The organism is Janibacter sp. CoH_79_TC_3, assembly GCF_058197955.1.
In genome coordinates this window covers 97377-120778 of sequence record NZ_JBXWIV010000007.1, presented here as the reverse complement: position 1 = coordinate 120778, position 23402 = coordinate 97377, and the positions used below count along the sequence as shown (strand labels likewise).

General features: G+C 43.8%; 17 protein-coding genes and 1 pseudogene. 11 read left to right on the top strand and 7 right to left on the bottom strand.

The genetic code is table 11. The features are described 5' to 3' along the window. Positions 1–51 precede the first annotated feature (51 nt). Together AC2FA3_RS08370 and AC2FA3_RS08365 are read left to right on the top strand one after the other, a co-directional pair. Complete coding sequence (locus tag AC2FA3_RS08370) at positions 52–1170, top strand: DNA polymerase III delta subunit-related protein (RefSeq protein ID WP_490509175.1); 1119 nt, start codon at positions 52–54, stop codon at positions 1168–1170. 40 nt (positions 1171–1210) lie between these two features. Further along, positions 1211–1558: a PilZ domain-containing protein gene (locus tag AC2FA3_RS08365; RefSeq protein ID WP_201543126.1), complete on the top strand. Its 348-nt coding sequence runs from the start codon at positions 1211–1213 to the stop codon at positions 1556–1558. 135 nt (positions 1559–1693) lie between these two features. Here the strand turns inward: AC2FA3_RS08365 and ppk2 are convergent, their stop codons facing one another. Beyond that, positions 1694–2704 (bottom strand): polyphosphate kinase 2, encoded by a 1011-nt coding sequence (gene ppk2 / locus AC2FA3_RS08360; protein WP_490509174.1) that lies wholly within the window; start codon positions 2702–2704, stop codon positions 1694–1696. Between the two features lie 284 nt (positions 2705–2988). Further along, positions 2989–4284, bottom strand: a pseudogene (locus tag AC2FA3_RS08355) (acetyl-CoA C-acetyltransferase); the annotation flags it as partial. Positions 4285–5319: 1035 nt separating this feature from the next. Here AC2FA3_RS08355 and AC2FA3_RS08350 point away from each other — a divergent pair. From AC2FA3_RS08350 to AC2FA3_RS08335, 4 genes are all read left to right on the top strand, one after another. After that, entirely contained in the window at positions 5320–6720 is a 1401-nt protein-coding gene (locus AC2FA3_RS08350; protein WP_201612239.1) for a 3-oxoacyl-ACP reductase, read from the top strand. A gap of 451 nt (positions 6721–7171) precedes the next feature. Then, a complete protein-coding gene (locus AC2FA3_RS08345) occupies positions 7172–8086 on the top strand; it encodes a MaoC family dehydratase (protein WP_490509173.1) in 915 nt (304 codons plus the stop codon). A gap of 49 nt (positions 8087–8135) precedes the next feature. After that, entirely contained in the window at positions 8136–8705 is a 570-nt protein-coding gene (locus tag AC2FA3_RS08340; RefSeq protein ID WP_490509172.1) for a hypothetical protein, read from the top strand. 153 nt (positions 8706–8858) lie between these two features. Continuing rightward, positions 8859–10352, top strand: coding sequence for a serine hydrolase domain-containing protein (locus AC2FA3_RS08335; protein WP_490509171.1), 1494 nt, complete (start codon positions 8859–8861; stop codon positions 10350–10352). Between the two features lie 34 nt (positions 10353–10386). Here AC2FA3_RS08335 and AC2FA3_RS08330 read toward each other — a convergent pair whose 3' ends face one another. The 3 genes from AC2FA3_RS08330 to AC2FA3_RS08320 all read right to left on the bottom strand — a co-directional run bounded on the left by AC2FA3_RS08330 (position 10387) and on the right by AC2FA3_RS08320 (position 14789). After that, positions 10387–11628, bottom strand: coding sequence for a cation:proton antiporter (locus AC2FA3_RS08330; protein WP_490509170.1), 1242 nt, complete (start codon positions 11626–11628; stop codon positions 10387–10389). Positions 11629–11874: 246 nt separating this feature from the next. Next, positions 11875–13785 carry a dihydroxy-acid dehydratase gene (ilvD, locus tag AC2FA3_RS08325; RefSeq protein WP_298869594.1) on the bottom strand — a complete coding sequence of 637 codons (1911 nt, stop codon included), beginning with the start codon at positions 13783–13785 and terminating at the stop codon, positions 11875–11877. A gap of 179 nt (positions 13786–13964) precedes the next feature. After that, positions 13965–14789: a hypothetical protein gene (locus AC2FA3_RS08320; RefSeq protein WP_490509169.1), complete on the bottom strand. Its 825-nt coding sequence runs from the start codon at positions 14787–14789 to the stop codon at positions 13965–13967. 190 nt (positions 14790–14979) lie between these two features. On the opposite strand from AC2FA3_RS08320, the gene AC2FA3_RS08315 reads away from it, so the two are divergent. The 5 genes from AC2FA3_RS08315 (at position 14980) to AC2FA3_RS08295 (ending at position 20695) form a co-directional block, all read left to right on the top strand. After that, positions 14980–15417: an HIT family protein gene (locus tag AC2FA3_RS08315; RefSeq protein ID WP_490509168.1), complete on the top strand. Its 438-nt coding sequence runs from the start codon at positions 14980–14982 to the stop codon at positions 15415–15417. Between the two features lie 280 nt (positions 15418–15697). Then, positions 15698–17746 carry a BCCT family transporter gene (locus AC2FA3_RS08310; RefSeq protein ID WP_201624270.1) on the top strand — a complete coding sequence of 683 codons (2049 nt, stop codon included), beginning with the start codon at positions 15698–15700 and terminating at the stop codon, positions 17744–17746. Positions 17747–17857: 111 nt separating this feature from the next. After that, positions 17858–18895 carry a tRNA dihydrouridine synthase DusB gene (dusB, locus tag AC2FA3_RS08305; protein WP_490509167.1) on the top strand — a complete coding sequence of 346 codons (1038 nt, stop codon included), beginning with the start codon at positions 17858–17860 and terminating at the stop codon, positions 18893–18895. A 168-nt stretch (positions 18896–19063) separates the two neighbouring features. Beyond that, positions 19064–19951: an SDR family NAD(P)-dependent oxidoreductase gene (locus AC2FA3_RS08300; RefSeq protein ID WP_165597297.1), complete on the top strand. Its 888-nt coding sequence runs from the start codon at positions 19064–19066 to the stop codon at positions 19949–19951. A 267-nt stretch (positions 19952–20218) separates the two neighbouring features. Next, positions 20219–20695: a hypothetical protein gene (locus AC2FA3_RS08295; RefSeq protein ID WP_490509166.1), complete on the top strand. Its 477-nt coding sequence runs from the start codon at positions 20219–20221 to the stop codon at positions 20693–20695. 196 nt (positions 20696–20891) lie between these two features. On the opposite strand, the gene AC2FA3_RS08290 is transcribed toward AC2FA3_RS08295, so the two are convergent. Together AC2FA3_RS08290 and arsH are read right to left on the bottom strand one after the other, a co-directional pair. Continuing rightward, a complete protein-coding gene (locus AC2FA3_RS08290; RefSeq protein ID WP_490317914.1) occupies positions 20892–22202 on the bottom strand; it encodes an arsenic transporter in 1311 nt (436 codons plus the stop codon). Positions 22203–22260: 58 nt separating this feature from the next. Beyond that, positions 22261–23400: an arsenical resistance protein ArsH gene (gene arsH, locus AC2FA3_RS08285; protein WP_490509165.1), complete on the bottom strand. Its 1140-nt coding sequence runs from the start codon at positions 23398–23400 to the stop codon at positions 22261–22263. Positions 23401–23402: the final 2 nt, after the last annotated feature.

Sequence of the window (23402 nt, the reverse complement as noted above, 5' to 3'; positions counted from 1 at the left end):
TAGTGAACGCATTAAAAGCATTGAGCGATGACCATGAGGGAGATAACTGAAATGACCAGCACAGTGCCTTTGAGCGATAATATCTATTTTGCACCGTTACTACCGTGGCAAAATGAGTTATGGTCACAGCTGACGCAGCGTGTGTTGGCGCCGCAGCAATCTTTGCCTCATGCGCTGTTAGCTGCTGGTATGCAAGGGATGGGTAAGCGTGCTTTTGTCTGGCGATTGGTGGCATGGTTGTTATGCCGTGAGCGCGATAGCCATCCACTCGGCGCTTGCGGGGTTTGCGAGAGCTGTCAATGGCTTAGATCAGGGACGCATCCAAGCTTACAAGTCTTACCAATGATTAGTATGCCAGTCAGCGCCGATAATGCTCATGCTAAAGAAGCAGCAACTAGCACCGCCAAAGACAAAAAATCTGCCAAAGCTGCTAGTAACGCTGCGTTAAAAATAAAGGTCGATGATATTCGTGCCTTGCAGCCTTTTATTTATCAAGGCGGGCAGGGAATGCGTATTTGCGTGCTAGATTATGCAGAGCAAATGACTATTGCTGCTGCTAATGCGCTGCTTAAAACCTTGGAAGAGCCGCAAGCGCAAGTGCATTTATTCTTAATCAGTGATACTCCGGCGCAGTTACTGCCAACCATTAAGAGCCGCGTCCAGCAGCTAGCATTACAGACTATTGACTCTGCCGTTTCAGTTAATTATGTGACTCAGGCTCTAGGCAGTACGGTCAATCGCGAAGCGGTCGGCACGGAAGCCATTGAGCAGCTGATACAGTTGGCAAATGGTGCACCTTTAGCAGCGGTCACCCTTGCGCAAGCGCCTTGGTATAGCAAGCGCGCGCTATGGCTGACAACATGGCAAGCGTTACGTAGCGGTAAACGCAGTGGCATTGCGGCCAGCGACTATTGGCAAACCCAGTTGAGTATGAGCGAGTTTATTCAACTGTCGGAGCTGATGCTGGTCGATATGCGCCGTATATGTTTGGGTCTTGATGCGCTGCAAAAGGACATTGATTTATCCGCATCATTAAACAACTACAAACCTGCTGAGAGTGGATTTGAGGCGTTTATAAATAGTTTGCAACAGACAAAAATCGCCCTACAACAAAATGTGCAAGAAAAATTCGCTTATGATAAGCTGATGCAAGAATTGGCGTATTTATAAATTAAAATAAAGTAAACCTCACTCATAAAGGAAGCGGACTATGGCAATGCCAGGACGTGGCGGGATTTTAACCTGTCATATTGAAGATATGGAAACGTTATACGCAAGCTATCTATCCTTTGTGACCAATGGCGCGTTATTTGTGCCGTCTGATAGAATACAAAAACTGGGCGATGAGGTATTTATTGCCGTCACTTTGCCCAATGCTAGCGAACGCTTGCCTATGAACGGTAAGGTGGTTTGGATTAACTCTAAAAGCCAAAGTGGGCGACCAGCGGGATTTGCTGTGCAGATAGGGACAGATATCGCTGGATTAAGAATTAAAAATGAGGTCGAGCGTTTATTGGCCGGTAAGATTGATAGCTTACAATCGACTTATACCATGTAGTGTTTCTACAGATCAGCAATTGTATTCGCTATGACTAAGATAATAGTTAGCGAAAGAAAAAGAGCAGCCTTATATATTTATAAGGCTGCTTTTTTTGTCAATAAAATTTCTTAAATAAGACGTGAATGAATGTGTTTAATAACGAGGTGGCACATACATATCATCAGGAATTGGCTCGCGGTAGTATTCATCATCGCGCTTACGTTCAGGCAATTCAATCTCATCACGCGGTACTTCTTGATAAGGGATTTGTTCAAGCAAATGGGCAATACAGTTTAGTCGTGCGCGTTTTTTATTATTACCTTCAACCACCCACCACGGCGCTTCAGGAATATGCGTGCGCTCAAACATGGTCTCTTTAGCTTTGGTATAATCCTCCCAGCGGCGGCGTGATTGCAAGTCCATCGCTGACAGTTTCCACTGTTTAAGAGGGTCGTGAATCCGGCTCATAAAACGTGAATGCTGCTCATCATCGGTAATCGAAAACCAGTACTTGACCAAACGAATACCTGAGCGTACCAGCATGCGCTCAAATTCAGGTACCGATTGAAAGAATTCTTCGTACTGGGCGTCGGTACAAAATCCCATGACACGCTCGACACCCACACGGTTATACCAGCTGCGATCAAACAACACAATCTCACCAGCGGCAGGTAGATGCGCTACATAGCGCTGGAAATACCACTGTGATTGTTCACGTTCTGTTGGAGCCGGTAAGGCTGCAACGCGGCAAACACGTGGGTTTAAGCGCTGAGTAATACGCTTGATAGCGCCACCCTTACCAGCAGAATCACGCCCTTCAAATATCACCACAATACGTTCACCGTATTCAACCACCCAATCTTGTAGTTTGATAAGTTCTCGTTGCAGCCGCAGCAGTTCTTGAAAATATGTACGGCGATCAAGCTTTTCTTGCTCACTCATCTCGCGCCCATCAAAACGAAAGTCGCGCACGTAATCGTCTATCTCATTTTCAAGTTCTTCATCGTAGCTATCTATCAAGTCTTGATGCATTTTTCGGCGCAGCTCATCGCCGAACACTTCTTTATCCATTCGGGCAATGAAACTGCCTTGTTCCAGTGCTGACAGCTCACACCGCTTTGGCGTAGTTAAGGTCTGATCAATAGACGATGTATCCTTGCTCATAGTAAGCTCCTAATAAATATTTTTATGGCTGCCTTTTATTGTTACTGTGTTTTATTATTAAAATTTTTTATGTGACAACCTTTTATATGAATGCCCTTTATAAAGCTATTTTAACATATCTAATGATGCAGCTATGAGTGAGCAGTGTTTGCTTGTTGCATTCGCTTTATAACACTTTCATTTAGACAAAAAAACACCCTCTAATCATTGGATTAAAGGGTGTTTTAAAAGCTTAATGTTATTTATTAACTAATGGCTTATTGCTAATGACATCAGTGAGAAAATTATTTCTCTAGGATGCAAGTAACACCTTGACCACCAGCGGCGCAGATAGAGATAAGTGCGCGACCTGAACCTTTTTGGTCTAACAGTTTGGCAGCAGTGGCTAAGATACGACCACCGGTTGCAGCAAATGGATGACCTGCGGCAAGTGATGAGCCATTGACGTTTAGCTTGCTACGATCGATAGAACCTAGTGGCGCATCAAGACCTAGACGCTCTGCACAGAACTTCTCATCTTCCCAAGCAGCCAGTGTAGATAGTACTTGTGAGGCAAACGCTTCATGGATTTCATAAAAATCAAAGTCTTGCAAGGTCAGACCAGCGCGCTCAAGCATACGCGGTACCGCATAAGCTGGCGCCATCAGTAAGCCTTCTTTATCGCCAGACTTGCCGATAAAGTCCACAGCCGCGGTTTCTTGATGAACGATATAAGCCAATGGCTTAAGACCATGTGCTGCTGCCCACTCATCAGTACCTAATAGTACACAAGAAGCACCATCGGTTAGTGGGGTAGAGTTAGCCGCTGTCATGGTTGGGTTGGCGTTCTTTTTACCAAACACAGGCTTTAATTTAGCCAGTTTCTCTAAAGTCGTATCTGGGCGCAAGTTGTTGTCGCGAGTCAAACCTTTATATGGGGTGATTAGGTCATCAAAGAAACCTTCATCATAAGCGCGCGCTAGGTTTTGATGGCTAGTAAAGGCAAGCTCATCTTGTGCTTCACGGCTGATGTTCCACTCAAGTGTGGTAATCGCTTGATGGTCGCCCATTGATAAACCAGTACGTGGCTCGCCATTCTGTGGGGTATCTAATAAGTCTTTTGGATTTAAACCCATTAGCGCTTTTAGACGTTGTTTGTTGTCTTTAGCCGCGCCCAATTTAATCAATACTTTACGTAAGCCATCGCCAACAGCGATAGGTGCGTCAGAAGTCGTATCAACACCGCCAGTAATGGCTGAATCGATGATACCAAGCGCGATTTTATTGGCAGAAGCAAAAGTTGCTTGCAAGCCAGTACCACAAGCTTGTGAGATATCATAAGTTGGGGTGTGTGGGTTCAATGCGGTGCTTAACGTCGCTTCACGCGTTAAGTTGATATCGCGGCTCAGCTTCATGACCGCACCAGCAACCACTTCACCGACTTTTTTATCTTGTAAGTTAAAGCGTTCAACCAAACCATCTAACGCTGCGGTTAGCATGTCAGTGTTGCTGACATCTGCGTATGTACCATTTGAGCGAGCAAAAGGAATACGGTTGCCGCCTAGGATAGCCACGCGATGCTGACCTGAGCTAAGCTTGGTTGGGCTGGCTTTTTTAGCCGTCGTATTGGTTTTGTTAGCGCTAGTCGTGTCGGCTTTTTTATCAGCTTCTTTCGCTTTGTTGTCGTCTTTCGCAGCGGTATTTTTACTGTCTTTGGCGGCGCTGTCTTTTTTAGAGTCGTCTTTCTTAGAGCTGTCTGTTTTTACATCAGAAGCTTTGGTGTCATTGGCTTTGTTGTCAGCGTTTTTAGTGTCCGCTTTTTTCGACTCAGTCGCTTTTGAATTCGCTACTGTATCAAACACGTTTGGCTGCTTAGCATCTTTAGTCGCTGACTCTTTCGCAGTAGTTTCGGTATTTTTTGTATCGCTAGCCTTTACAACCGTGGTTTCAACAACAGGGCTATCAGGGTGATTGTTTTTATTACTCATAATATTATCCTTAAAAAGTATGGGTAGAAGAAAAAAGGGAAGAAAACATTGATTAAAAGAAAAAATACCTTTAAAAAATGCTTAAAACGTTTCAGGCAAATTGTATTCAGATTTTATTACTGTTATTAGATTGCAGCATTTATTCGGGCACATATTACACAACAAGGTGGCTCATCATAAGGCGTTTTTTAAGACCTTACTGTATATCTTTAGCAAATGATGTGACGCTAATTTTAAGCTATCGCAAGCTTCAATGATAACCAACTCTAGACAACATCAACAGATTAGACTGGCTGGTACTGATTATTTGCATTGCATAACGCGCTATTTGATAATATATTGTTATCTATAAATGCTTTTGCCATAACTTATACGTTAGATTTTAGCATAAGTTGGGCGTTTTGAACGCTAGAAAAAGTTGCCATCTTGTATACTGGCTTGTCTACAGATTGTTATAGACATTAGTGGCTTTTAGACTTGTTTCGCATGAAAGTGTATAGTTGATGCAGTTTTAAGCCCACTTACTAAATACTAATAATTTTTATCAATGCTAATGCGGGTGAGTCTTTATAATAGGCGCATCGTATTTTTGTTTACTATTATCTGCCCGCCCATTTTTATTTTACTCGTTAATTATAGGATTATATTATGTCAGACCGTTATGGTGATTTTGTTCAGTCTTCTATTGGTAAAAAAGTAGCAAAAAACTTAGGCTTACCTATGCCAGTAGATTTAGATCGTTTTGATAGTGGTCAGCCTGCGGTACGTGGTAGCGTATTGGTTGGTCGCGCTAATGGTGACAATACAGCGATCAGCGAGTCAGTATCTCGTATCTTGTCAGAATTACACGCTGACGTGTTTGTAAATAGCAGTGATAATGTGAAAGATGCGCTGTCTGATGCTGGCGTTAAAGCCAAGGCCAATACAGGCGGCGATGATAAATTTAAAGTTTTATTATTTGATGCCAGTAATATCAGTAACGCAGATGAGCTAAAGCAAGTGTATGAATTTTTTCATGCCGTTGCGCGCCGCGTAGAGAAATCAGGTCGCGTTATTGTCATCGGTCGTCCACCAGAAGACCTCACGGATATTGAAGCAGCATTGGCTCAGCGCGCGCTTGAAGGCTTTGTGAAGTCGGTCGGCAAAGAGTTTAAGCGTGGTATCACGGCCCAGCTTATTTATGTTGCCGAAGGCGCTGAGAAAAACCTAGATTCAACATTACGCTTTTTCACTTCAGCACGTTCAGCCTATGTCTCAGGACAAGTGGTACGTGTTAGCAACGGCGATAACGTTGACGTTGATTGGGCACAGCCTTTGGGCGGCAAAACCATGCTGGTTACAGGCGCAAGTCGCGGTATTGGTGAAGCAATTGCCCGTGTCTTGGCACGCGAGGGCGCTCATGTTATTTGTCTTGATGTACCACAGCAGCAAGCTGACTTACAAAAAGTTGCGAGCGAAATCAGTGGTTCGGTTTTAACCGTCGACATAACTAGTGAAGATGCGGGCAAAGAAATTGCCGAAGCCGCGCAAAAACGTGGTGGTCTAGATTCAGTGATTCATAATGCTGGTATCACGCGTGACAAAACGCTCGCCAATATGGATGAGCAAAAATGGGATATGGTCATCAATATTAACTTGGGCAGTATTGCCAAGCTAAACCGCTACTTGCTTGATAATGATGTGCTAAAAGAAAACGCGCGTATTGTTTGCGTTTCATCAATCTCAGGTATCGCTGGTAACTTAGGTCAAAGTAACTATGCGACTTCTAAAGCAGGTGTTATTGGTTTAGTAAATGCCACTGCTAAACAGTTAGAAGACAATGCGAAAGGTATGACGATTAACGCTGTTGCTCCAGGATTTATCGAAACGCAAATGACAGAAGCGATTCCATTTGCTATTCGTGAAGCGGGTCGCCGTATGAACTCAATGAGCCAAGGCGGCTTGCCAGTAGACGTGGCTGAAACCATTGCATGGTTTGCTTCACCAGCTTCAGGCGGTCTAAATGGCAACATCGTACGTGTATGTGGTCAAAGCTTATTGGGTGCTTAGTAAATATAATGTAGGCAAAATTGTAGTTAATAAAATAGATGATTATCTCAATTAAGCCTGCACTAAGTATATGATAATCAGTAAGGTTTTAGATTTACCTCACATATGCTTACGAAAAAATTGCTGATAAATTGTAATAAAGCTGCCCTAGGGTGGCTTTTTTATGATAAAAACACAGTAATAATAACTTGCCCGGTTTGTTAGATGGTTTTTTACGTTGGCGGCGGGTTATTACTATAATGATAAATAGCTGTATTGGGTAAAGGAAGTGACCCTCTTTGTTGGGCGAAATTACCTTTTAATCAAAACCTATATTCATCAAAATAAGTGTTGATTTTAATCAAAGTAATTGTTAATCAAGTAAGTTTCAGTCAAAGCTCTTACTAATAAACGAATGCATCGCATTTACATCTAGCCAGAAAATTTGCTCAAGCCCCACTTAGGATTTATTATGTCAGACAAACATTATGATGCGTTGCCAAAAGCGCATACCACTTATGCTAATATCGTCAAAAGTTTATTGCCTATTGGTAATAGCGGTAAAATCAGTCGTGATCAACTGCCACAAGCGACCTATTATGTAGATGACTTGCATATCGATCAAAACAATCTTGATGACTACCGTAAGATTTGTGGTTTCGCTGATAATGGCAAAGTGCCTGTGACGTATTTTTCGGTCTTATCACAGACGTTGCAGATGAATATGATGGTCAAAGAGCCATTTCCATTTGCTATGCTAGGATTGGTACACGTGGATAATAGCGTCACTCAGTATCGTCCTATCGGTGAGCGTGAAACGGTTGCCATGGCGGTAAAATTTGATAATTTGCGCGACCATGCCCAAGGTCAGCAGTTTGATTTTGTCACCACGGTGAAATCAAATGATGAAGTGATCTGGGAAGGGACGTCTACTTATTTATCACGCGGCAAAAAATCAAGCAGCAAAGATAAAAAAAGCACGCCGCGCCCAGTAGCGGTTAAACCTGCAGTCAATGAAGACGGTGTACATAGTATCTTTGAAGTGCCAGAAGATATCGGTCGCCGTTATGCGTTTGTTTCAGGTGACTTTAACCTAATCCATCTGCATCCGCTATCAGCACGCGCGTTTGGTTTCCCAAAAGCCATTGCGCATGGTATGTGGTCAAAGGCCAAATGTCTGGCTTTGATGGATGAGCTACCAGATGCTTATACAGTTGAGGTATCATTTAAGCTGCCTATCTTCTTACCAGCTGAAGTAGAGCTTATTGCAGAACCAGTCGCACAGCTTAAAAATGCAGAAGATAGCTGTGAGTTTGGCTTATATAGCGCCAAAAACGACAAGCCGCATCTTGCAGGTGTGATTAAATTGCAAGCTGACAACCAGTAAAATAGGCCATATTTTTTAACATTCATATTTCACGAACACATCACTAATTATGACTTTACATGAAAATGCAATAAGCGCAGCTGAGCCTGATAGTTCAGCTGTGATAGACCAAAGCGCTGCTAATGAGCAAAACGATGCTAACGAACAAAATGCTGCAAGCGCTATAGATAACGGTATCAATTTAGCAGATATATTTGAGCCCTATTTTCGTCCAGAGGCAAATACCATTGTCTGCGGTGCACTCGATGAAGCAAAAGTAGCCGCTTTGGCGGCCGCTGGCGTTGAGTTGGTGATTAACCTGCAGCCTGATGACGAGCTAAGTTTTGATGAACGAGCGGCGGTCGTGGGTGCTGGTATGGCTTATGAGCAGCTACCTATAAGCGGTGCGAATGATTTAAAACAGCTAAAGATATTGGCGTTTGATAATATCCTACGTCAGCATTATGGCAAAAAAACCGTTATGCATTGTGGCTCTGGTAATCGTGCTGGCGCAGCAATTGCGCTGCGTGCTGGCTGGCTACGTGGGCGTAAAATGGATACGGCAATGGAACGTGGGCGTAGTCATGGTTTGACGAAGCTTGCAGAAGAGGTTCATAATCGTTTATTAGTGCCACGCTAAGCTATCGTCAATTCCATTTATGCTGATTAGCATTACTAACAAAAAGGCGACCAATAGGTTGCCTTTTTATTGAGTAGATTTTATCAGCAGGCAGTTTTTTTAAGTGTAAGAACGGTTTTTTATAACTCAGATTAAAAATAAAGCGAGTAAATAATGATAAAAAATAATGCGCAAGCAAATAATAATAACGTCTATCAAGCAAGTGAACTGAATCAATCAATTGCATCTATTAACCCTGAAATTCAACAACGATTACAACAACTGCTGACGGACTTACAGCTTGATGATGCACCAGCTGGCGGCGCATTGGTGGTTTATCAGGCGGGACAATGCATCGCTCAAGCAAGTGTGGGCATGGCACGCGCGGATTTGTCATGGAGTCCTGATACGTTATCGCTTAATTTTTCGACGGGTAAGGGTATTTTGGCGACCTTGGTACATGTATTGGTATCACAGCAATTACTTGATTATGACCGACCGATTGCAGATTATTGGCCAGCTTTTGCGGCGCAGGGCAAAGAGCAGATTACGCTGCGTCGTGTGATGTCGCATCAGGCCAATTTATTTTCCATTCAAAGTATCGATGTCGATAATGAAACGGTGCTTGATTGGAATATGATGCTAGAGAAAGTTGCTGCCATGCCGATAACTGTTCCCGAACAGAGTGAGTTATATGAGAGTGCTTATAGCGCGCTGGTTTATGGTTGGGTGTTAGGCGGCATGATAGAAGCCGTTACTGATATGCCATTAGCTGAGGCATTGCGCCATTATTTAACCGAGCCTCTTGGAATTGCAGATAGCTGTTATTTTGGCGTACCAGAAAACAAGGTAAACGACGTTGCGCATCTAGTTAAGTATTTTGAGACAGCAGAGCAGGTAGCAGAGCAAAAAGACGATTTAGGAACAAACCAAGAAAGCAGTCAACAAAGCGGGCAAGTGCGTCCTCGCCGTAGTAAACCAGTGTTAAGGGCGGACTCTGCTAATACTTTGCATACTTACACCAGTCTACCAAGCTATGCTTGTTGGCAAAAAAGAGCGCTAACCAATCAAGCAAGCGCAAGTGATGGTAAAAATGGAAGTATAAACGAAAGTACAACGGTAGATGAGCTACCCAGTCTAGATACGGCAAAAATTAATCGTTTATACTTTAATAATAGCCAGCTTAATTTAAAAAATTATAAATCCGCTCTTATGTTAGCCAATAAGCAACCTATTGATTATTATGATAAACGCACATTACAGGCTGTTATCCCTGCTGCCAATGGCGTGGCCTCAGCGCAAGCATTAGCGACTATTTATGCCATGCTAGCCAATGGCGGTACATGGCAGGGGCAGACACTCATTGATGAGCAAACCTTTCAGCAGCTATCAACCCCGCAAGTTACCGGCATGGATGCAGTGATGCCTGCAAAAATGAACTGGCGTTTGGGCTATCATCGCCGTTTTAGTCTTTGTGACAGCGAAGCGAGTAATGATAGGGCGCAAGGCTTTGGTCATATGGGTTATAACGGCTCGGTTGCTTGGTGTGACCCTACGCGGCAACTGTCATTAGCCTTTATCCATAATTTTGATGTAACGATGCTTAATGATGTCCGTCAGTTTGCGCTAACGGAAGCAGTATTGGATTTGGTGGATGCTGACAGATAAGGTTAATTAGCATCATCGGCACTTAATACTAATGCTACTTATTTGGCGTCATTTTAAGCAGCCTTGTCGCACTTAAACCATGGATAAAGATAGAAGTTAAAATCACAATGGAGCACACTATCCAAAGTTTAAGGGCATCTTCATTATTAAAGAATCCTTGATTGAGGGCATAAGATAAATAATATAAAGTCCCAATACCGCGAATACCGAGCGCAGAAATAGCGTATTTTTCGGTACGTGGAAGGTTTAATCCTGATAAAGCGATAAAGCCGCCAATAGGACGAATCAGCAATAAAAAGGTAAAGCTGACAATATAGACGCGCCATGTCAGCTCAACCCCCGCTTGCAAGCCTTGACCTAAGAACATGCCAAAGATAACAAGCACTAAAGACATCAGCAAACCTTCTGATTGCTCAGCAAAATCGTGCAATTTGTGATGATAGCTGTGTTCGCGCTCTGAGCGCCGAAAGGCAAAGGCTGCAACAAATACGGCAATAAACCCATAGCTATGCACGTATTCTGCCAGTCCATAGGCAAGTAATGTGATGGCAATCACCACATACCCTTGGGAAATAGTGGTGTTGTGGCTGTATTTTGAAAACACCAGCTTTGCCAAAACTTTACCAACCACAATGCCAACTATTAAGCCTGCGCCAATTTTCCACAGCACATCATGGGTGAACCAAGACCACAGCATCTCACCCGTGAACTGCTGACCTCCGCTATAAGCTTCCGCTATCTTAATCGCGAGATAGACAAAAGGAAATGCGAGACCATCATTTAGCCCTGCTTCTGAAGTTAGAGTAAAGCGCGGTGCGTCTTCGCCGCCGGTGTTAGGCGGGCCAACTTGAATGCTAGAGGCTAGTACGGGGTCGGTCGGGGCCAGTACAGCGCCGAGCAAGATGGCAGCGCCCAGCGTCAAACCAAAAGCATAATAGCCTAAGACGGCCATTGCAAAAATACCAATCGGCATGGTGATAAGCAGTAAGCGCACAGTCGGTCGCCATAAGTGCCACGATAGCTCAGTATCAATCTTAATACCCGCACCGACTAATGAAACCAATACCACAATCTCGGTCAGTTTTTCGATAATAAGACCATTATCAATCGGGTTTAAAAAAGATAAACTCGTCCACCAATAACCCATCAGTAAACCAAAGCTCACCTGTAACATGGGTAATGAGATGGGCGTGCGCTTAAAAATAATAGGAAACAGCGCCCCAAATAAAAAGGCAATGCCGCAGACCAATAAGAATAAATTATAATTTTCAATCATAAGTTTGCCGCACGCTGTTTTATAGGATTTAGAGATGCGATATTAGATGGTGTTTATTAGATGGTGTTTATTAGCTCTTAATAATGAGGCTAAACGCTTTTTAATACCGCAAAAAAACGTTATCAGAATGGCGGCTACGTTGTTTTTTGGTGAAAAAAAAGCCTGCATAGCGCAGGCTTTGGATAATTCTATAACAGTATTGCTTTAAGACTGTAGTTTTAAAAACTTATAAGCAAAGTTTTTTGCTTAACGCTCAACTTGGCTCACATCACGGACGGCACCGGTATCCGCACTGGTCGTCATAGCCGCATAAGCACGTAGAGCAGGAGAGACGTGACGCTCACGACTCACAGGCTTCCATGCATCGCGACCGCGGGCTTCCATGGCTTCACGGCGAGCTGCCAACTCTTCATCACTGACCTGCATATTGATAGTACGGTTTGGGATGTCGATATGAATGGTATCGCCTTCTTCTACCAAGCCAATCGCGCCGCCTTCAGCCGCTTCAGGGCTGGCATGACCAATTGATAAACCTGAAGTACCACCAGAGAAACGACCGTCAGTTAACAGCGCACACTCTTTACCTAGACCTTTAGACTTTAGGTAAGTCGTTGGATACAGCATCTCTTGCATACCTGGGCCACCTTTTGGACCCTCATAGCGGATGATGACCACATCGCCGGCTACGATTTGATCAGCAAGCACGGCTGCTACGGCATCGTCTTGCGATTCAAAAATGCGTGCGCGTCCGGTAAAGACTAAGATGCTTTCATCGACGCCAGCGGTTTTGACCACGCAGCCACGTTCAGCGATGTTGCCGTATAGTACTGCTAAGCCGCCATCGGTTGAATAGGCATGCTGAGCACTACGAATACAGCCTGACTCGCGGTTGACGTCGAGGTTCGGCCATTCTTTTGACTGCGAGAAGGCCTCAGTGGTACGGATGCCACCAGGAGCAGCGATATAACGTGCACGCGCCTCAAGATTGTCAGGATTCATGATGTCCCATTTATCGATGGCTTCTTTCATCGTGGCGCTGTGAATGGTTGGCAAGTCAGTATGGAGCAAGCCCGCACGATCAAGCTCGGCCAACAGCGCAAATACACCACCAGCACGGTGGACATCTTCCATATGGTATTTTTGCGATGCAGGAGCGACTTTTGCTAGGCAAGGCACACCGCGACTTAAACGATCGATATCATGCATTTTAAAATCGACTTCGGCTTCATTGGCGGCAGCTAGCAGATGCAAAATAGTATTGGTTGAGCCGCCCATGGCGATATCTAGAGTCATCGCGTTTTCAAAGGCGGCTTTGGTGGCGATAGAGCGTGGCAATACAGAATCATCATCTTGCTCATAGCGGCGCTTGGCCAATGACACAATCGTGCGCCCAGCTTCCAAGAATAACTCGCGGCGCAGCGAATGAGTGGCCAGCAGCGAACCATTACCCGGTAATGCCAAACCTAAAGCTTCGGTCAAGCAATTCATAGAGTTAGCAGTAAACATGCCAGAGCACGAACCACAGGTCGGACACGCTGAGCTTTCAATGGCTAAGACGTCTTCATCACTGATGCTATCATCAGCGGCATCCATCATTGCATCGACTAAATCAAGCTTACGAATCGCATTGCCTTTACTGTCAGTGGTATGGACGTCGCTACCGCCATCGTTATTGTGGCTGTGAGCTACGGTGCTGGCAATCACTTTACCCGCTTCCATCGGGCCGCCTGAAATAAACACCACTGGAATATTAAGGCGCATAGCCGCCATTAGCATACCAGGGGTGATTTTGTCACAGTTAGAAATACAAACTAGGGCATCGGCGCAATGCGCATTGACCATATATTCAACCGAATCGGCAATCAAGTCACGACTTGGTAGTGAATACAGCATACCGCTATGACCCATGGCAATACCATCATCGACTGCAATAGTATTAAACTCTTTTGCCACGCCACCCGCTTTTTCAATCTCACGTGCAACCATTTGCCCCAAGTCTTTTAGATGCACATGGCCGGGTACAAACTGCGTAAAGGAGTTGGCAATTGCAATAATAGGTTTGCCAAAGTCGCCATCAGTCATGCCAGTTGCGCGCCATAGGGCACGAGCACCTGCCATATTACGACCGCCAGTAGAAGTTTTTGAGCGATAATCCATGTGATATTCCTTACAAATGAGCGAGATTTATTAACGTGTGCAGCATCCGCTGTCATACTGATAGTGTGCTTTTTATGCAGTGTGAGTACTAGTGAATAATACTAAGTCATTACCATACCATTAGATATGAGTAACTGAAAACAATTAACCCCGAATCATAAAGACTTAAGGGTCAATATTTAGGCAAGACGCTCTAAGATAGCGCTCTCAAACCAAGGCAGCTCGCCTTTATCAGCTTCTAGTTTGGCGATGACGACCAAGGCGTGAGTCGCTGGCAAGAATTGATAGTCGGAGCTGGCATCAATAGTCAGTATCTGTTTATCGCCTTCAGCTTGTTCATCGATACTGATTAACGTCTGTTTGGTATTTTTATATAGGACATCAATACGACCAAAAAACTGCCACTCTTTAAAAGCCGCAGTAAGCGCATCCGCTTCATCTTTGGTATAAATTTGCTGGGTGTCTTTACCGGTATTGGTCCAATGTAAGCGTACCGCCAATTGCAGCGCTTCACTAAACACCACCAATGAGCCAACTACTTTGACATGCCAAGGGCTGGTTATCAGCGCCTTATCAATACCCATAAGTTTCGCAGCCTCATTCGCCGTCATCGGAGTATTAAATTGTGCAAGCAACGACGGGGTTAGCGGATAGGTTTGTTTAATACTGTCATCTAAACTGTCGTAATGATACAAAAAGGGCAGCGGCATATCCTGCGTAATGGTTTTTTTGCTAATTTTGCAATTATGAATACGCCAGCTGATTGCTTTATCGCTCAATGCTTCAGCTAAGATAATGGCATTTGGCTCAAGGATTTGCGTACGAGTTTGCGCCTCAACCTCATTCTCAATGTCAACTTGTTCTGTCGCATCTGCTATAGAGCTAGACGGCAGTGTTGTATCATAGATTTCTGAATAATACGGTTGTGAATAAGTGGCGTCATTATCTGACGGCTCATCTGATGGCTTATCTAATGATTGGGTTGGCAAGGCAGTCAAATCCATAAACGTAGGGTGATTAAAATAGAGGATTAATATAACATTTAAAGCGCATCACTCGTCAACAAATTAATCGTGATACCTGCAAATCCTCAAGCCCTTGTACTCAGCCCATATTTCGTCCACTATATTTGCTGAGATATTTATCCTCTAATACTGATCAACAAGTACTGATAACCAATTAAGGAATAAAATAATGAGTCAAGACAACCAAACCAAATACGACGATAACAACATTTTTGCCAAAATGCTTAACGGTGATATTCCTTATCATAAGGTTTTCGAGGACGATAAAACCCTCGCCTTTATGGATATCATGCCGCAAGCAAAAGGTCATGTATTGGTGATTCCTAAGCAAAAAGCAATTGATTTAGTCGATCTTGAGCCAGAATATGCGGTAGCCGTACTCATGACGTCCAAAAAGGTCATGCAAGCACAGCGTCAAGTATTCGAGCGTGAAGGTATTATTCAAATGCAGCTAAATGGCTCACAAGCAGGGCAAACTGTTTTTCATTATCACGTGCACCTGATTCCATCGAGCATTCATGAACTAGGTCGCCATGCTGTAACGCAAGCAGATCATGGCGAACTTGCTGAAATGGCAAAACAATTAGCAGAGGTTATTAATGCTTAAGCTGTAGAGCTGAGATTTATTGCTTAGACATTGCGTTAGAAATTTTTTTTATAAGTGTTAATAGAAAAGTATGGATAAAAAGGCAGCTAACAAGTTGCCTTTTTTATTTTTAGGTAAGAGTGGTGTAACAAATGTTAAATTGATGTTACATATTTGGCATGGTTCTGGGGTTTGGGCGTTCAATGTGGTAAAAATTGGTTCATATTTTACGTACGTATTTTTATATTTTGAATGCTTTGAAAACTTTTGATATTTTTCTCACCGTTACGAGACTCCCTTTATGAAGCCTAAATCATCCAGTTCCACCATTTTGCTGCCGGTATTTGTGCCAGCGGCCGTCATTATGTTGCTGTTAGTTATAGGCACATCCCTTAATCCTGAAGCCGCTGGCGAGTTGTTTGGTACAGTATTAAATTATATTACCGAAACCTTTGGCTGGTTTTATATGCTGGCGGTGGCGATTTTTTTGATGTTTATCATCGTATTGGCATTTTCGCCTTACGGTAGTATCAAGCTAGGCCCTGATCATGCCGAGGCTGAGTATGGTTTTCTTGAGTGGTTTGCCATGCTATTTTCGGCGGGTTACGGTATTGCCTTACTCTTCTTTGGTGTGGCAGAGCCGGTCTTACATTTCGCCAGTCCGCCATTATCAGAACCGCAAACCATTGCCGCCGCAAAGGAAGCCATGCAGATTGCCTATTTTCACTGGGGTTTTCATATTTGGTCTATTTATGGGGTCGTTGGTTTGTCGCTCGCGTACTTCTCTTTTCGGCATGGTTTACCCTTATCGATGCGCTCAACCTTATATCCATTAATCGGTGACAAGATTTATGGTCCTATCGGGCATACGGTTGATGTGTTTGCCATTTTGGGTACGATGTTTGGTATTGCCACCAGTTTGGGTCTGTCGGTCTCGCAGATTAATGCCGGTTTAAATTATTTATTGCCAGATTTGATTCCTGTCAATATTACCGTTCAAGTGATTACGATTGCACTGGTTACTGCAGCGGCATTGGTTTCGGTGCTGGCGGGTATGGATAAAGGGGTTAAACGCTTATCTATCTTAAATATGGTATTGGCAACGGCGTTAATGCTGTTTGTCTTTGTCGTTGGTCCGACTGTCTTTATTCTTAATGCCTTTATGGAAAATACCGGTAGCTATTTGGGCAATATCGTTGAGCGCACCTTTAGTTTACAAGCGTATCAGCTGAGTGATTGGATTAGTAACTGGACATTGTTTATCTTTGCATGGACGATTGCATGGGCACCCTTTGTAGGCTTATTTATCGCCAAGATTAGCCGTGGTCGTACCATTCGTGAGTTTGTCTTTGGCGTGATGTTAGTACCAACATTTTTCACTTTCTTTTGGTTTGCGGTGTTCGGTGACACGGCACTACATATGATTATGTTCGACGGTTATACCTCATTAATCAGCGAAGTACAAAACGACCAAGCCATTGCCTTGTTTAAATTATTAGAGAATCTACCCTTTACTGAATTTGTCTCTTCATTGACCGTTTTATTGATTATTACCTTTTTTGTGACTTCATCGGATTCTGGGTCGTTGGTGATTGATTCGCTCGCAGCGGGTGGCCGTAGCGATACACCATGGTGGCAGCGCTCCTTTTGGGTGGTCACTGAGGGCGCGGTCGCTGCAGTACTGCTGATTGCAGGGGGCTTAACGGCCTTACAAACCGCCGCTATTGTCAGTGCATTGCCTTTTGCGGTGATTATCTTAATTGCCATATTTGGCATGTGGCGCGCGCTACGTATCGAAGGTCATCGCAATCAAAGCTTGGCCAATGACAATCATTTGCCGCCGCATCTCCTTAAACTAGACGCATGGCGCGACCGTATTGATTATATGACGCAGCAGCCAACGCGTGAAAAAGTACTGAATTATATTAAAGGTACAGTTGTCTCGTCGATGAATGAAGTCTCAGAAAAATTTGCTGAAACAGGCTGGTTGCCTGATGTAAATTATGATGAGATTAATGATCGCGTGGTGCTTGAGTTACGAGGCGGCGATAACGTTGAATTTTGGTACGAAGTGCGCTTATCAGAACATGAAGCGCCTGACTATTATACGGAAGCGATGGCGAATAAATTACCGCAAGAGCATCATTATCGTGCGGAGGTTTACTTGCGCCGTGGTGGTCAAACCTACGATTTGTATGGCTATCAACCAGAGTCAGTGATTAATGACATTATTGATCAGTTCGAGAAATACTTGCACTTTATCAATGAATCGCCAGATATTTTACCGTGGCGTATGCAAGAGCACGATGATGACATTACCTTAGAGCAGGGCAGTGTCTTTGATAAATAGGCATTTTATCCCTTGACGTGCGCTGAGCAAATGATTGTCTGAATGACTTGCAATATGCGTACGAACCCTTAGAATAACGGCTTGTTTTCACCATGAATCAAGCCGTTTTTTATGCCTATAAATAATCCAGTGTCTAGTCACTCACCAGCACAAACTGCTAATGACCATCCTTTATTGCAGCCATTGGTCATTGGCGGCTTGACGATTGAAAATCGCCTGATGGTCGCACCGATGGCTGGCGTGACCGACAATCCCTTTCGACGCTTGTGTAAATCCTTTGGGGCAGGCCATGCGGTCAGTGAGATGATTATCGCTGATACCGCACTTTATGCACGCAAAAAATCACTCTATCGTGCCAATTTTGACAACGAAATAGCGCCTATTTCTGCGCAAATAGCCGGCGCAGAACCGGATAAATTGGCAGAAGCGGCACGTTATCAGATTGATAATGGCGCACAGATTATTGATATCAATATGGGCTGTCCTGCCAAAAAAGTGTGCCGTAGGTTGGCGGGTTCTGCACTTTTGCAAGATGAAGATTTGGTCGCGCGCTTGCTAGATGCGGCGGTAAACAGCGTCAATGCGCCCGTTACTTTAAAAACCCGATTGGGCTATGAGAATGGGCGTGAGAATATTTTGCGTGTGGCGAAGCGCGCAGAGCAAGCAGGTATTGCGGCGATTGCCATTCACGGGCGTACGCGTGAGGACATGTATACCGGTGAGGCGCGTTATGAGCTGATCCGTGAGGTCAAAGAAAGCATCAGTATTCCAGTGATTGCCAATGGCGATATCGATAGCGCGCAAAAAGCGCAGCGTGTCTATGAGCTGACCGGTTGTGATGCGGTGATGATAGGGCGTGCCGCGCAAGGGCAGCCTTGGATATTTCGTGATATCGAGCATTTTTTGCGGACTGGCGAAAGTCTAGCTGCACCTAGTGTGAGCGAGATAAAGGAGATTGTCCTAGCGCATTTGCAAGAACTATATGGGTTTTATGGCGAATATTCAGGTTGCCGAATTGCTCGCAAGCACATTGCTTGGTATACCACCGGCATTCCCAATTCCAATGCTTTTCGCCAAGCGATGTATGGTGAAGAGAGTACCGCTGGGCAGTTTCGCGTGGTCGAAGACTTTTTACACGCGCACGAATAGCAAGAAAAAACGGTCAGTTTAAGCAATACACTTGATAATAAATACTTAACTGCTAATATTCATGATATTAAATGCATTTTACGGCTTATTTATTAACTTCAATCCAATTATATTTGTTATGCTTTAGGCGAACATTAACGGAAGTATCATTTACGAAAAGGATCTTTTATGGCCAATCCCTCAAAAAAAGCAATCAGCAAAGCAGTCAAAGATAAGCATGTTATTATCACAGGGGCATCAAGTGGTATTGGTGAGCGTACGGCCTATTTGCTCAGTGAATGCGGTGCTCATGTGATTTTGTTGGCACGTACTGAAGACAAATTAAAAGCCGTGAAAGACAGTATCGAGGAGCTTGGTGGTAGAGCTACTTATTACCCTTGTGATCTGACCAATATGGATGATATAGAAAAAGTCAGCGCGCAAATTTTGGCAGATTTCGGTCATGTAGATGTCTTGGTTAATAACGCTGGTCGCTCAATTCGCCGCTCGGTACACGAGTCTATAGATCGCTTCCATGATTTTGAGCGTACCATGGATATCAATTACTTTGGCGCGGTTAAAATAGTGCTTGGATTTTTGCCGACGATGATTGAACGTCAGACTGGTCAAATTGTTAATATATCATCGATTGGTGTGCTGGCGAATAGCCCGCGCTTTGCCGCTTATGTCGCTTCAAAATCGGCATTGGATGCCTTTAGTCGCTGCTTGGCTGCTGAAGTAAAAGGCGATAATGTCACGATTACCAATATCTTTATGCCGTTGGTGCGTACGCCGATGATTGAGCCAACTAAGTTATACCGCTACATGCCTGCGCTTATGCCGGATGAGGCGGCGATGATGGTTGCCAAAGCGATTGTCCATAAACCAAACAGTATTGCCAGTAACATGGGCAAATTTGCCTCAGCGACTTATTCATTAGCACCAGCTATTAACGTTGGTATTCAATCGATGGGTTATCGTATTTTCCCAAGTACTCGTGCTGGATTGACGAGTGATAAAAAACCAAATATTGCTCAGCGTGCCTTTGCTAGAATTTTACCGGGTGAGCATCACTAAGATAATATGTCTGATGAATTTAAAAAAAGAGATGCCACGGTATCTCTTTTTTAATGCCTTGAAGTTATTCGTAATTTATATGAATGGGTAGTCAGTGGATTTCTATTTAACATAATCACCGTTATGGGAATAGTCGCAATTTTTGGGATTCTTTAGCGCCCATTTCAGATAATAAAACACATAAAAATTATCTCAGATAGGTGATTCTCCAACTGAGCACACGTATAGTGCTAATTAGTTTTAGAGCTATGAAAAACAGGAGTCAGTATGTATATAGACTTATCGAGTTATCCAATTGAGTTAGAGCTAGTCTATGAGTTTTCTAAGGACATGACGAACGATCCACATCTGATACGAGACACACATCAACTCACTTTAGATAAAAGTCGACCTTTTATGGGTCTAAGAGGGGATAAAGGATTGTTTGGCACTCAAGAATGGTGGGAAAATATTCATGCTAAAGTAATTCCTAGTGAAATCAAATCTGGTGTAATTACGAGAACATATGTAGCTGGGATGGAAAACTTAGCGCAAGATAATTCTTTTGAATATGTAGATGACACTGGTAAGTTGCATGATGAAGGTATTTACACGCTTAATAAGAATAAGAGGAGTCTATTCAGACTCAATCATTTAGTTGTCATTTACTATGCCTATGATGAAATGAAAGCCTCAACAATAGAAGACCCTGACTACTTATGTAACGTTATTGAAATGGCGATCTCAAAGATGCCAGTAAGATAATAATAGTTTTTTACAGGTATACCTCTGGCTAACCAATCAGGTGCTTTCACTGGTTCGGTTCCCTAGTGAGGACTTGAATCTTTGGCTGTGGGCTAATGGTATCAAGGTTTTAACCTGCTGAGATAACCCCAGTGTACTTCATGGTGTACTTATCATTTATATTCTGTTCGTGATCGGTGCGCTATACAGGCACTGCTTAAACGCTGGGTAACATAGGTAACCAAATCACTAAGGCTAAAAGCGTTACGAGTAGTACAGGTGGCGTGATTAATAAGCCAATCTTCATATACTGACCCCAGCTTATTTTATAATCCTTTTCCGCCAGTACATGTAACCATAACAAGGTTGCTAAGCTACCAATTGGGGTGAATTTTGGCCCTAAATCATTACCAATAACATTGGCATAAATCATCAACTCACGCGTTGCAGCGGGAACTTGGGCGCTATCAATTGCCAGCGCTCCTATGAGCGTTGACGGCATATTATTCATGACTGAGGCGACGATAGCTGATAGAAAACCTGTGCCAACCGTCGCAATGACGTTACCTTGCTGTCCTAACCAGTTTAGTATTTGCGCGCCATATGCCGTGAGTCCTGCGTTACCCAAGCCATAAACCACTAAATACATGCCGATTGAAAACAAGACGATTTGCCAGGGAGCTTTGCGTAGAACATGGGTCACAGAAAATTTTGTATCACGACCACCTTGCCACCAGCGACCTGCGATTGCCATAAGCACTAGCGCCGCGATACTAGTCACCAATGAAATCACAAGACCTAATGACTCGGTGGCAAAATAAGCGATAAGTAGTAAGGCCAATAATGGAAAGGCCGCTCGAAAAACTAAAGGGTCTTTGATAGCAGATTGTGGTGAGCTTAGACTATCCATTGAATAATGCTTCGGAATATGTCGCGCATAGACAAGCCATAATACCAATAGCGTTGCGATAACAGATACGATATTCACTGGCACCATGACTGCCGCATAGCGACCAAAACCAATATCAAAATAATTAGCGCTAACGATGTTAACTAGATTAGACGTTACTAATGGCAGACTTGCGGTATCGGCAATAAAGCCAGTAGCGATGATAAAGGCTAAAGCTGATTTGGGTGCAAAATCAAGGCGCAGCAAAATGGCAATGACAATAGGAGTGAGCAATAACGCCGCCCCATCATTAGCAAAAAAGGCAGCAATGAATGCGCCTAAAATAACAATCATGGGGAACAGTCGCCGACCTTGACCATTACCTAATCTTGCCACATGCAACGCCGCCCAGCCAAAAAATCCAGCCTCGTCTAATATCAATGAGATGATGATAAGCGCAACAAAGGTAAAGGTGGCATCCCAGACGATATTCCAGACGATAGCCACGTCTGATAATTGCACTACCCCCAAAAGTAGGGCAACTAATGCGCCGCCCATTGCACTCCAACCGATACCCAGTCCTTTTGGCTGCCATATGACTAAGGTCAAGGTGACAATAAAAATCGCTAATGCGAGCATAAAGGTGCCTTAATAAAACAATGGTATTAGAGAAGGTTAACGTTAGATACGCTTGAGTTTAGAGTGATTTTTGATTTACACGCTGTGATACTTCCTCACGACTCTCTACGCGCTCAGAATAACGATCGGTTAGATAAGGGGAGCGACCACGTGTGAGCCACGTAAACTTCACTAATTCCTCACACACATCAACAATACGCTGATATAAAGGCGAGTTCAGCATACGATTATTGTCATCAAACTCTAAGAAAGCTTTCGGAACAGACGACTGATTGGGTATGGTAATCATACGCATCCAGCGGCCCAAGATACGCAGCTGATTGACGGTGTTAAAGCTCTGACTGCCACCACTGACTTGCATTACTGCCAGCGTCTTGCCTTGAGTCGGTCGAACGCCACCTAATGACAGTGGAATCCAATCAATCTGCGCTTTCATGATGCTAGTGATACTGCCATGACGCTCGGGACTTACCCATAGCATGCCCTCAGACCACGCTGCTAGCTCACGTAACTCTTGTACTTTAGGATGATTAGCATCGGTACTATCAGGTAACGGTAAACCTGTGGGATCAAAGGTACGCACCTCGCAACCATACCAGCGCAATATCCGACTTGCTTCCTCACTTGCTAATTTAGAGAACGAGCGCGCGCGTAAAGATCCATATAGCACCAATATTCTTGGTGGATGACGGGGATCATTTGCACCAATCAGAGCCTCAATGTCAATCGGTTGCAGCTCTACTGCATCTATATTTGATAACTCCGTTAAATCGACAGAGGCGTCTAAACTATTATCTTTAGTAGATTGGACTATTTCGCCATCTTCTTTGGTAAAACGACTCACTGGATTATCTAATAACTCAAAAACCTTCTCTGAAGGGCGACACAACGCGGCGCCGCTAGAGGTCACCACAATAGGACGATTCATCAAAATAGGATGTGCCATCATGGCATCAATCAGTTCATCATCAGATAACTCAGGATTATCCAAACCAAGCTCATCATAAGGCGTACCTTTCTGACGTAGAAGCTCACGCGGTGAAAGTTTCATCAAGCCTAACAGCTCAATCAAATATTCACGAGTAGGCGGTGTTTTGAGGTATTCAATGACGTTCGGTTGCTCGCCTGAAGCCTTCATGATGGCCAAGGTATTGCGAGATGTACCACAATTAGGGTTGTGAAAAATGATAGGTGTCATAA

Excerpts from the sequence above, each read along its gene's own strand:
- ilvD (WP_298869594.1), bottom strand. The coding sequence starts at position 13,785 with ATGGATTATCGCTCAAAAACTTCTACTGGCGGTCGTAATATGGCAGGT.
- AC2FA3_RS08345 (WP_490509173.1), top strand. The coding sequence starts at position 7,172 with ATGTCAGACAAACATTATGATGCGTTGCCAAAAGCGCATACCACTTAT.
- AC2FA3_RS08300 (WP_165597297.1), top strand. The coding sequence starts at position 19,064 with ATGGCCAATCCCTCAAAAAAAGCAATCAGCAAAGCAGTCAAAGATAAG.
- AC2FA3_RS08295 (WP_490509166.1), top strand. The coding sequence starts at position 20,219 with ATGTATATAGACTTATCGAGTTATCCAATTGAGTTAGAGCTAGTCTAT.
- arsH (WP_490509165.1), bottom strand. The coding sequence starts at position 23,400 with ATGACACCTATCATTTTTCACAACCCTAATTGTGGTACATCTCGCAAT.
- dusB (WP_490509167.1), top strand. The coding sequence starts at position 17,858 with ATGCCTATAAATAATCCAGTGTCTAGTCACTCACCAGCACAAACTGCT.
- AC2FA3_RS08310 (WP_201624270.1), top strand. The coding sequence starts at position 15,698 with ATGAAGCCTAAATCATCCAGTTCCACCATTTTGCTGCCGGTATTTGTG.
- AC2FA3_RS08350 (WP_201612239.1), top strand. The coding sequence starts at position 5,320 with ATGTCAGACCGTTATGGTGATTTTGTTCAGTCTTCTATTGGTAAAAAA.
- AC2FA3_RS08370 (WP_490509175.1), top strand. The coding sequence starts at position 52 with ATGACCAGCACAGTGCCTTTGAGCGATAATATCTATTTTGCACCGTTA.
- AC2FA3_RS08320 (WP_490509169.1), bottom strand. The coding sequence starts at position 14,789 with ATGGATTTGACTGCCTTGCCAACCCAATCATTAGATAAGCCATCAGAT.
- AC2FA3_RS08365 (WP_201543126.1), top strand. The coding sequence starts at position 1,211 with ATGGCAATGCCAGGACGTGGCGGGATTTTAACCTGTCATATTGAAGAT.
- AC2FA3_RS08330 (WP_490509170.1), bottom strand. The coding sequence starts at position 11,628 with ATGATTGAAAATTATAATTTATTCTTATTGGTCTGCGGCATTGCCTTT.
- ppk2 (WP_490509174.1), bottom strand. The coding sequence starts at position 2,704 with ATGAGCAAGGATACATCGTCTATTGATCAGACCTTAACTACGCCAAAG.
- AC2FA3_RS08290 (WP_490317914.1), bottom strand. The coding sequence starts at position 22,202 with ATGCTCGCATTAGCGATTTTTATTGTCACCTTGACCTTAGTCATATGG.
- AC2FA3_RS08315 (WP_490509168.1), top strand. The coding sequence starts at position 14,980 with ATGAGTCAAGACAACCAAACCAAATACGACGATAACAACATTTTTGCC.
- AC2FA3_RS08335 (WP_490509171.1), top strand. The coding sequence starts at position 8,859 with ATGATAAAAAATAATGCGCAAGCAAATAATAATAACGTCTATCAAGCA.
- AC2FA3_RS08340 (WP_490509172.1), top strand. The coding sequence starts at position 8,136 with ATGACTTTACATGAAAATGCAATAAGCGCAGCTGAGCCTGATAGTTCA.